Source organism: Ideonella paludis (assembly GCF_018069865.1).
Classification (GTDB): Bacteria; Pseudomonadota; Gammaproteobacteria; order Burkholderiales; family Burkholderiaceae_C; genus Ideonella; species Ideonella paludis.
Genome location: NZ_JAGQDG010000005.1, coordinates 253,111 through 263,124, shown reverse-complemented (window position 1 = coordinate 263,124; position 10,014 = coordinate 253,111). Strand labels below are relative to the sequence as shown.

The window sequence follows — 10,014 nt, the reverse complement described above, 5'->3', positions numbered from 1 at the left end:
AATCAGCCCACGCCGCAGCTATCCCAGCAAACGTGCCGGGTCAGCGTTGATTTTGCTGATGGCGCTGCGCGTGGCGGCCGTGGTGAGCGACTCTTCTTGGGCCGGAATCAGCAAGCCGGCCTGCAAGAACGCCGCCAAGCGCGCCTTTTGGAACAACACGCAGCGGCCATTGGCACCGTTGAACAAAGTGAGCTGCTTGCTCATGCCTTGCCACACCAGACGCACGCGCTCTTGGCGGCCGCGGTAGTCCAGGTGGAAGGACTCGCCTGGCTGCAGGCGTTCGGCCATTTCCAGCATTTGTGGCCCCGGCAAGGAGCCACCATCGCTGACCACTTCTAGGCCTTCTTGCTCATGGCTCGCTTCGTCCAGCACCCAGGACTCATCGAGCTCGAAGTCCTCGTCGGGCAGCAACTCTTCAATGGTTTCCAGGCGCCGCTTCAAGGCGTCGAGCTGCTCATCACTGATGCTGACCGCGCGCGCACCAAAGGCGGCCGCCAGGGCCAAATTGAGGCTTTTGAGGGACTCGTCTTGACGCTGGGTGGACAGACCGGCCGACGTCATGCCTTGGCGCAAGGTGGCCAACAGTGGCGGCAGGCGGCGGATGACCTCGGCCCGCTCTTCGCGGGTGGTCTTGGCGCCCGCCGTCCACAGCAGCTCAGTGGCGGCTCCGCGGACACGTCGCACCTCTTCGCTTTGCGCACCGTGGCGCACGGCGGAGGTGGCCAGCACATCGGCCCAGATGTGGAAGAGGAAGTCGCGCACGCCGTCTTGCACCGGCACGTCACTGAGCATCTTGCGCAGCTCAATGGTGTACTGGATGGCCAGCGTTTCACGCTGCTCGACCTGCTCCGCCAAAGACACGGCAAAGCGCGTGGTGTCGTTGTGGTCGCGGAAGTAGGCCTCTAAGAACTTTTCGAACTCGTTGAGCACCGTCTGAAAGACGCGGCGCCCCGTGTCCGGGAAGGCCTCGACCACCTGGACCACGCGGCGGATTTCGGTCTCCAAGGGAGAACCGATGACGTCGGCATCGCCCTCAAAGCCCATTACACACGCGCCCATGCGGTCGATCAGACGGCGCGCGGGGTGTTCTTCGCTGGAGAAGAAATCGGGTTCGGCAATCGCGACCCGAAGGGTGGGCATCTGCAGTCGAGCAAACCAGACCCGCAAGGACGCGGGCAAGCGGTCCTCGGTCAGGATGGCTTGAAACAGCAGGGCGACCAACTCGATGGTCGCGCGCTCCGCGGGGGACGATGCGGCTTGCTTAAGGTCAGCATGGCGCTCGCGGATGTTGCGCAGCAAGGCCGACGGTGATGGGTCGGAATGCGTGTCGCTGGAGGGCAGCTCGACCTGGTGCGCCACCCGGGCCTGCACCTGCTCCATGGCCTGTGCCAGGCGCTGCGAGGGCGCTCTGGGGCTGGAGGTGTCTTTGAAGCCGGGGAGATGCCGCTCCATCATGGCGCTGAAATGCGCGCCCACCGGGCTCGGCTCGCCCCAATGCGCCGGCGCCGGCCGGGTCAGCATCCGGGTTTCGTCATCCAAGTTCGGCAGGCGACCCGCCGCAGCGGAGCCCCTCTGGGCTGCCGCCGTTTGGCCGGGGGGGATCGCGGGCGCACCTCGATAGCCTTGGCCCTGCACTGGGTCAAAGGTGCCTGTGGCTTGAGGGGAGTAAGCCCCACCGTAGGTGCCCGTGGCATAGGGCGAGCCCGCCTGCGTGCCATAGGGGCCGACACTGGTCGACATACCGGTCGGGCCGCCGCCGCCATCGGCGGGAATGTCGAGCTGTGGGCGGCCGCTGCTGTGGCCTTCAGCGCGCCGGATGAAAGGCCGCAGGTCGACCTCGGGCAGAACGCCCCGCTCCACCAACCAGGCATTGGTCTCGTGATAGGCCTCCAGCAAACGCTGGCCGCAGGCCTTGTGCATGTCTTGTTCCAAGGCCTGCCAGGTTTTCAGGCTCAAGCCCACCGCCATCCATGACTTCACGAGCAGGCGAGCAATATTCTGGGCCTTGAAGACATCCGTCTCATCGACATCCTGACGCTGGCTGATCTTGGCCAGACGGGCCCGCAGGTCGGTGTATTCCCAGGTGGTGATGTCTTGGAGTGCAAGCGAAAGGCGCGACATGATGATGTCACGGTCCACCGTTTCGTCGTCAACCAGCGACAGATCAACCCGCACCGCCAGCGAAGACACCAAGGCGGTGGCTGTCGAGCTCAACGAGTCGCCCGCACTGACCCGCTCCCGCAGGTCCTCGCCGAGCTGCGCCGGCCAAGCGCCAGCATGGCGCTGGATATCCTGGAACATGTCCCGTCGGGCCTGGGCGACCGCCCGCTCGGCGGTCAACTCCACGAGCTTGGCGGCACTCTCCGTGGCGGCATCCAGCAAAGCCTGCGTGTCCTTCACGAATTGCTCCGCGAAGAACAGCCTTGCCTGATCGATGATTCCGCCTGGTGAAGCGTGCCCTGCCATGTCTGATGGAATGAATATGCCGATGCTAACGGCCCACTCTACACCACTGCACCGGAATTGGGATCATTGACATCGCCCTCTTTGGCCGGCCCAGCCTTGACCAAATCTTCACGCTTTACCCCGAGCCACATGGCAATAGCGGCCGCGACGAAGACCGAAGAGTAGATGCCGAACAAAATTCCGATGGTCAGCGCAACTGCGAAATAGTGCAGCGTCGGGCCACCAAAGAGCAACATCGACAAAACCATCATCTGGGTTGAGCCGTGCGTGATGACGGTACGGCTCATGGTCGATGTGATGGCGTGATCGATGACTTGTTGGGTGTCCAGCTTCCGATACTTGCGGAAGGCTTCGCGAATCCGGTCGAAGATCACCACGGATTCATTCACCGAGTAGCCCAAGACTGCCAGCACAGCCGCCAACACCGACAGCGAAAACTCCCACTGAAAAAAGGCGAAGAAGCCCAAGATGATGATCACGTCGTGCAGGTTGGCGATGATGGCCGCGACCGCGAACTTCCACTCGAAGCGAACAGCCAAGTACACCATGATCCCCAGCACCACAAAGAGCAGGGCCATGGCGCCGTCGATCGCAAGCTCTTCACCGACTGAAGGACCCACGACCTCGGTGCTGGTCAGCTTGACCGGCTCCGTGTCGCCCACCAAACAGGCTTGGCGCGTGACCTGCTCGCCCTTGGGCGTGGTTTCGGTCTTGGATTGGACCGTGCCCGACTCCGCAGCACACAGCTTGGCAAAGACCTTCTCGGTCAACTCAGCCTGCTTCATGTCCCCACGCAGGGGCAAGCGGATCAGTGCCGAGCGCGCAGAGCCGAAGCCTTGGACCTGAACTTCACCAAACCCCATGCTCTCGACGGTGGTTCGGGTTTTGTTCAGGTCAGCAGGTGCCGCGTACTCCACCCCCAAGACAGCACCACCGGTGAACTCGATGGAGAAGTGCAAGCCCCGAGTGACCAAGAAGAAGACTGCGGCTGCGAACGTGAGCGCCGAGATGATGTTGAACACCAGCGCATGCCGCATGAAGGGGATGTCGCGCCGGATACGGAAGAATTCCATGATGGAGTCCTGTGCTGGATCTCAGGGCAGGCACTCCGGAGAGCACCTGCTTGGGTTGAATGAGGAAGCGTTCAGCGGCCCGCCGCAGCGTCGGAGCGAGGTGCGGCCAAGGCGTCTGAGGCGCCTTCGGTCTCCGCGGCATCCGCAGACGACACCTCGGGCGCGGCTTGCGGCCGCCACACTTGGCCGATGGACACAGACTTCAGCTTCTTCTGACCGCCATACCAAAGATTGACCAAGCCGCGCGAGAACATCACCGCCGAGAACATCGAGGTGACGATGCCCAGACAGTGCACCACGGCAAAGCCCTTGATGGGGCCGGAGCCGAACACCAACAGGGCCAGACCGGCAATCAAGGTTGTGACATTGGAGTCGAGAATCGTGGCCCAGGCCCGCTCATAGCCCGCATGAATGGCCGCCTGCGGCGAGGCCCCGGAGCGCAACTCCTCCCGGACACGCTCATTGATCAGCACGTTGGCGTCAATGGCCATGCCCAGGGCCAGCGCGATAGCGGCAATGCCCGGCAAGGAGAGCGTCGCCTGCAGCATCGACAAAATGGCCAACAAGAGCAGGAGATTGAAGCCCAAGGCCAGGGTGGAGAACACGCCGAACAGCATGTAGTAGAGGCACATGAACACCGCGATGGCGGCAAAGCCCCACACCACGCTGTAGAAGCCCTTTTCGATGTTCTCCTTGCCCAAGCTCGGGCCAATGGTGCGCTCTTCGATGATTTCCATCGGCGCGGCCAATGAGCCCGCACGCAGCAGCAACGCGGTGTCATTGGCCTCTTGGGTGCTCATGCGGCCTGTGATCTCGAAACGAGCGCCCAATTCACCTCGAATGACGGGCGCGGTGACCACTTCACCCTTGCCCTTTTCGAAGATCAAGATGGCCATGCGCTTACCGATGTTCTCGCGCGAGATATCGCGCATGATGCGCGCGCCCTTGGCATCTACACTCAGCGACACCGAGGGCTGCTGGTTCTGGTCAAAGCCAGGCTGAGCATCGGACAGCGAATCGCCGGTCAGGACGACCTGCTTCTTGACGATCAGCGGCGCACCACCGCGCTCGACATAGCGCTCCGTGCCAAAGGGAACTGGGCCAGTGCCGGCGGCCGCAGCCCCGGCTTCGGCGCTTTCGTCGACCATACGCAACTCGAGCGTAGCGGTCCGGCCGATGATGTCTTTGGCTTTAGCGGTGTCCTGCACACCAGGCAGCTGAATCACCACGCGATCCAGCCCTTGCTGGGCAATGATGGGCTCGGCCACTCCCAACTCATTCACCCGGTTGTGCAGGGTGGTGATGTTTTGCTTCAGCGCCGCATCTTGAACCTTGCGCGCCGCTTCCGGCTTGAGCGCCCCCACCAGCTTGAATTCGCCGTTCTCAGCGGCCACATCGGTCCAGACCACATCAGGCTGGCTATCGAGCAAGGCGTTCTTGGCCGCCAGGCGCAACGCCGCATCGCGGAACAGCACGTGCACATCATTGCCATCGCGGCTGATGCCAGCGTGACGGATGTTCTTGTCGCGCAGCAGCGAGCGCACATCATTGGTCAGCGATTCAGCCTTCTTCGTCAGCGCAGCACGCATGTCCACTTGCATGAGGAAGTGGACGCCGCCCCGCAGGTCCAGGCCCAGGTACATGGGGTTGGCATGCAGGGCCGTCAGCCACTGCGGCGAGCGTGAGATCAGGTTGAACGCCACCACATAGCTCGGATTGGCCGCATCGGGGTTCAGCACCCGGCTGATGGCGTCTTTGGCCTTGATCTGCGTGTCGGTGTCCGGGAATCGCGCCTTGATGGAGTTGCCATCAAACTGGACGAAGTCGGGCTTGACGCCGGCCTCAGCCAAGATCGTCTCGACCTGCGACACCATGGCCGGCGTGACTTTGACGGTCACCTTGCCGCTGGAGACCTGGACCGCTGGGGCCTCTCCGAAGAAGTTGGGCAAGGTATAGATCAAGCCCACCACCAGCGAGACAGCCAGGATGAGGTACTTCCACAAGGGATAGCGATTCATGCGTGCATCCTCAGGCGCCTGGGCCTGGGTCAAAGAAAAGGGAAAGCCCGCGCAGTGGCACGGGCTCCAGCCTCAACAAGCTGCGATTACTTCACGCTGCCCTTGGGCAAAACCTGCAACACCGAGGCGCGCTGCACTTGCAACTCGACCCCTTGCGAGACTTCAACGTGCACATAGGCATCGCCCAACTTGGCGATCTTGCCCAATACGCCGCCAGCGATGATGACTTCGTCACCCTTGGCCAAGGCGTCGATCATGGCCTTGTGCTCTTTCTGGCGCTTCATTTGAGGACGAATCATGATGAAGTACAACACCACGAACATCAGCACCAGAGGCAGGAAGGACATCAGGCCGCCGGCACCGGCGGGGGTCGCTGCGGGGGCTGCAGCTTGGGCATATGCGCTGGAAATGAACACAACAATTCCTTTAAAGACAGACTTGGCCCACATCGGCGGCGGGCCTTGGATCAAAAGCGGATTCTAGGTGCGGGCAGGCTGCTTGGTTGCAAGCCCCGGGGAAGCCCGCAGACCCTTCAGGAAGGCCGCACGATCAACACCACACTTTGTTGAGCTTGCTTTTGTGATGGCACCAAACAAAAAGCCCTCGCTACTCAAGGCAGGGAGGGCTTTCGGTCAGCAAAAATATTGGTCTACTTTTGCTGATGATTTGGTTGCGGGGGCAGGATTTGAACCTGCGACCTTTGGGTTATGAGCCCAACGAGCTACCAGACTGCTCCACCCCGCGACTGAAGCTGTGATTATGGCATGGATTGGCCTCAGAGGCCAGCCGCCATCAAAGTTTTCTCAAAGTCTCGCGCGGACTGAAAGCCCATAACGCGGACTTCAGGGAGTTCTTTTCCTTGTGCATCGAAGAAGATGGTGCCCGGCGGCCCGAAGAGGTGAAAGCGCTTGAGCAAGGCTTTGTCATCGGGAGTGTTGGCGGTGACATCGGCTTTGAGCAAGAGCGCTTTGGAGAGCCGCGCCTGCACGGCTGGGTCGGAGAATGTGAAGCGTTCCATCTCTTTACACGACACGCACCAGTCGGCGTAGAAGTCAAGCATCACGGGTCTTCCTGCATTTTTCAGGATAGCCTCCAGCTCCGCTTCTGACTTCACTTTCTGGAACTGTGGGCCCACCGAGGCTGGCGCAGCGGATGCGCGACCCCAATGGCCCAAGGGCTGCAAGGGGTCCATCCCGCCAGAGCTGGCGCCTGCCAGTTGCAACACGCCAACGGTCAGCAAGGCCAAGCCGCCGGCTCGCTGTACCCAAACCCGAGGTGCCGCGCTGTGGGGATGGGGGTCAAAAGGCCTAAGCATGAATCCGGCCACCAGCGCCAAGACGCCCCAGGCGACCAGGGCCAGGGCGCTCGGCAAAACGGGTTGAACAATCCACAGCGCCACGCCCAAGAGCAAGAGGCCAAAGAAGCGCTTGATGGCGTGCATCCAGGAGCCCGAGCGCGGCAGCCAACGCCCTGCCGATGCGCCCAGAATCAACAAGGGGACACTCATGCCCCAGGCCATGGCGAACAACGCAGAACCTGCCAGCCATACGTCGCCGGTTTTGCTCAGGAACAGCAGTGCTCCAGCCAGGGGTGCAGTGACACAGGGGCTCACGATGAGCGCCGAGAGACCACCCATCAAGAAGACGCCCGCAAATTGTCCGCCGGGCAAGCGCCGAGAGACGCCATCCAGACGCCCGGACAGCGCCAAAGGCAGACGCAGTTCGAAGACATCGAACATGGACAGCGACAAGACCGCCAAGAGCAGGCCAAAAGACAGCAAGACCCAAGGCTTTTGTAAAGCAGCAGCGAGCCCTTCTCCAGCCAGGCCTGCTGCGACGCCCAAGGCGGTGTAGACCAGCGACATGCCCAGGGAGTAGGCGAATGCCAAGGCCAGACCCTTGCGTCGACTGACCTCTCCACCGCCGGCAATGATGGACGACAGGATGGGCAGCATGGGCAGCACGCAAGGCGTGAAGGCCAAGAGCAGGCCCATCACGGCGAAGCCACCCACCACAGCGAGGTAAGACCCTCCCTGCAGCAACCGTTCAACCCGGGATCCTTCTTGGGTGCTGACTGCCGCAGCTCCGTCTTGCACCGCGCTCGGTGCTGCAGCGGCGGGTGACTCTTGCGCTTTTGCCAGCAGCCCCGAAGGCGCAGCAGCCGCGTCAGTCACCACAGCCGCGCTGCCATTGCCGCCGAAGGCCGCGAGCGACAACTGGGCTTGGCTCGTCATGGGAGGATAGCAGAGGCCGGCGTCGGCACAGCCTTGGCTCATGACCTGCAACAGCACCGGCCCAGCGGCCTGCACCAGAGGCACGTTGATCGTGACCTGCTCGCGCCAGGTTTCCACCTCCTTCTGGAAGGTTTCGTCGAACTTAACCTTGCCAGCGGGCAGCACCACCGGCCCCAAGGTGGCCGCGTCGACTTGAACGCTCAGCCGCTCGCGATAGAGGTAGTAGCCCGGCGCAATCTCAAAGTTGATTTGAGCCGTGCGCTCATCAAGCACCTTGACGCTGAACTTGAAGGCCTGTTCAGGTTCCAGAAACTCTTGCGCGCCCTGCGCCGCGGGCACAAGCAGGGCCCAAAGCACGCTGGCCCAGACCACACAGAGGCCCAAACGACGCTGCAGCGGACGCCAGAAGGAAGAAATAGTCATGTCCAAGGTTATCTCGAACGCCGCGCGGCGGCTGTCCCCAAGTTGAATGGCGCAGGATGGAGCCCTGCAAAGCCCCCAAAGTTCCTTGGGCGCTCGCTGACCACGGCGGTTGCTCACCTACCGCCTCGCCTGGGATGGACTGCGGCAAAGAAAAAGGGCCGGCAATGCCGACCCCTTTTGAGCGCTGTAGTGAAGGCCCGAAGACCTTCTCGCCTTATTCTGCAGCTGCCGGAGCGGCTTCGGCCTGGACTTCAGGACGATCGACCAGTTCTACATAGGCCATCGGAGCGTTGTCGCCGACGCGGAAACCCATCTTCAAGATGCGGGTGTAGCCGCCCGGACGAGCGTTGTAACGCGGGCCCAGTTCGTTGAAGAGCTTGGTGACGACATCGCGGTCACGCAGACGGGCAAAGGCCAGACGACGGTTGGCGACGGTGGCTTCCTTGGCCAAGGTGATCAGCGGCTCGACAACGCGACGCAGTTCTTTGGCCTTGGGCACGGTGGTCTTGATGGCTTCATGCTGAAGCAAAGAGACGCACATATTGCGCAGCATGGCTGCGCGGTGTTCGCTGGTGCGATTGAGTTTACGGAGGCCGTGACGGTGACGCATGGTGCTTTCCTTTCCTTGAGTAATAGCCAGCAGCCGGATCAGGTACTGCTGGGTGCACCGGGCAGAGCAGGATGCTCCGCCCCTTGTTGAAATGCTTGATTAACGCTTGTCCAATCCTTGAGGAGGCCAGTTTTCGAGACGGGCACCCAAGGTCAGGCCGCGCGAGGCCAGCACTTCTTTGATTTCGTTGAGGGACTTGCGACCCAGATTCGGCGTCTTGAGCAATTCAGTCTCAGTGCGCTGGATCAGATCGCCGATGTAGTAAATGTTCTCTGCCTTCAAGCAGTTGGCCGAGCGCACGGTCAGCTCCAGCTCGTCCACAGGACGCAGCAGGATCGGATCGAACACCGCAGAGCTCTTGGCCGGCGCGGTGATGTCGGTCAGATCACCGGCATCCAACTGTGCAAAGACAGCCAACTGCTCCACCAAGATCTTGGCCGAGGCGCGGATCGCTTCCTCTGGCGAAATAGCGCCATTGGTTTCGATCTCCATGACCAGCTTGTCGAGGTCGGTACGCTGCTCAACGCGAGCGTTCTCAACGGCGTAGCTGACACGCTTGACCGGAGAGAAGGAGGCGTCCAAGACGATGCGACCGATGGACTTCGTCGGCTCATCGCCATGACGACGCAAGGTACCCGGCACGTAGCCACGGCCCTTTTCGACCTTGATCTGCATGTCCAGCTTGCCGCCTTGGGCCAGGTGGGCAATGACGTGCTCAGGGTTGACGATTTCGACGTCGTGCGGGGTCTGAATGTCAGCCGCCGTCACAGGGCCTTCGCCCTCTTTGCGCAGCACCAGGGTGACTTCGTCACGGTTGTGCAGGCGGAAGACCACGCCCTTCAGGTTCAGCATGATGTGCACCACATCTTCGGACACGCCGTCGATGGTGGAGTACTCGTGCAGGACACCTGCGATGGTCACTTCGGTTGGCGCATAGCCCACCATCGAGGACAAGAGCACACGACGCAGCGCATTGCCGAGCGTGTGTCCGTAACCACGCTCAAACGGCTCCAGCGTGACTTTGGCGCGGTGACCGCCCAGGGGTTCCGCAACGATGGCTTTGGGTTTCAGCAGATTGGTTTGCATGTAAGTCCTGTTCCTCTCAATACCCTCGGCTCGTTACACCGATAAGGCTGACGGACCACGCCGGAAGCGAAAAAACCCGCCACGGAACCGGCATGCCGCAGCGGG

The 10,014-nt window shown here is 61.8% G+C and carries 7 protein-coding genes and 1 tRNA gene; all 8 read right to left on the bottom strand.

Translation table 11 applies throughout. The features are described 5' to 3' along the window. Positions 1 to 18 precede the first annotated feature (18 nt). A complete protein-coding gene (locus KAK11_RS14490) occupies positions 19 to 2,466 on the bottom strand; it encodes a DUF1631 family protein (RefSeq protein WP_210809910.1) in 2,448 nt (815 codons plus the stop codon). Between the two features lie 38 nt (positions 2,467 to 2,504). Beyond that, positions 2,505 to 3,539 carry a protein translocase subunit SecF gene (gene secF, locus KAK11_RS14485; RefSeq protein WP_210809908.1) on the bottom strand — a complete coding sequence of 345 codons (1,035 nt, stop codon included), beginning with the start codon at positions 3,537 to 3,539 and terminating at the stop codon, positions 2,505 to 2,507. 71 nt (positions 3,540 to 3,610) lie between these two features. Then, a complete protein-coding gene (secD, locus tag KAK11_RS14480; RefSeq protein ID WP_210809907.1) occupies positions 3,611 to 5,557 on the bottom strand; it encodes a protein translocase subunit SecD in 1,947 nt (648 codons plus the stop codon). Positions 5,558 to 5,643: 86 nt separating this feature from the next. After that, entirely contained in the window at positions 5,644 to 5,973 is a 330-nt protein-coding gene (gene yajC, locus KAK11_RS14475) for a preprotein translocase subunit YajC (protein ID WP_210809906.1), read from the bottom strand. 251 nt (positions 5,974 to 6,224) lie between these two features. After that, positions 6,225 to 6,301: transfer RNA gene (locus KAK11_RS14470), tRNA-Met, on the bottom strand. Between the two features lie 31 nt (positions 6,302 to 6,332). Further along, positions 6,333 to 8,213 (bottom strand): protein-disulfide reductase DsbD, encoded by a 1,881-nt coding sequence (gene dsbD / locus KAK11_RS14465; RefSeq protein WP_210809905.1) that lies wholly within the window; start codon positions 8,211 to 8,213, stop codon positions 6,333 to 6,335. A gap of 214 nt (positions 8,214 to 8,427) precedes the next feature. Further along, complete coding sequence (gene rplQ / locus KAK11_RS14460; RefSeq protein WP_210809903.1) at positions 8,428 to 8,823, bottom strand: 50S ribosomal protein L17; 396 nt, start codon at positions 8,821 to 8,823, stop codon at positions 8,428 to 8,430. A gap of 99 nt (positions 8,824 to 8,922) precedes the next feature. Beyond that, on the bottom strand, positions 8,923 to 9,909 hold the full coding sequence (locus KAK11_RS14455) for a DNA-directed RNA polymerase subunit alpha (protein WP_210809901.1): 987 nt from the start codon (positions 9,907 to 9,909) through the stop codon (positions 8,923 to 8,925). Positions 9,910 to 10,014: the final 105 nt, after the last annotated feature.

Bases quoted from the DNA above. Each gene is read 5' to 3' on its own strand.
- KAK11_RS14490 (WP_210809910.1), bottom strand. From the start codon at position 2,466: ATGGCAGGGCACGCTTCACCAGGCGGAATCATCGATCAGGCAAGGCTG.
- secF (WP_210809908.1), bottom strand. From the start codon at position 3,539: ATGGAATTCTTCCGTATCCGGCGCGACATCCCCTTCATGCGGCATGCG.
- secD (WP_210809907.1), bottom strand. From the start codon at position 5,557: ATGAATCGCTATCCCTTGTGGAAGTACCTCATCCTGGCTGTCTCGCTG.
- dsbD (WP_210809905.1), bottom strand. From the start codon at position 8,213: ATGACTATTTCTTCCTTCTGGCGTCCGCTGCAGCGTCGTTTGGGCCTC.
- rplQ (WP_210809903.1), bottom strand. From the start codon at position 8,823: ATGCGTCACCGTCACGGCCTCCGTAAACTCAATCGCACCAGCGAACAC.
- KAK11_RS14455 (WP_210809901.1), bottom strand. From the start codon at position 9,909: ATGCAAACCAATCTGCTGAAACCCAAAGCCATCGTTGCGGAACCCCTG.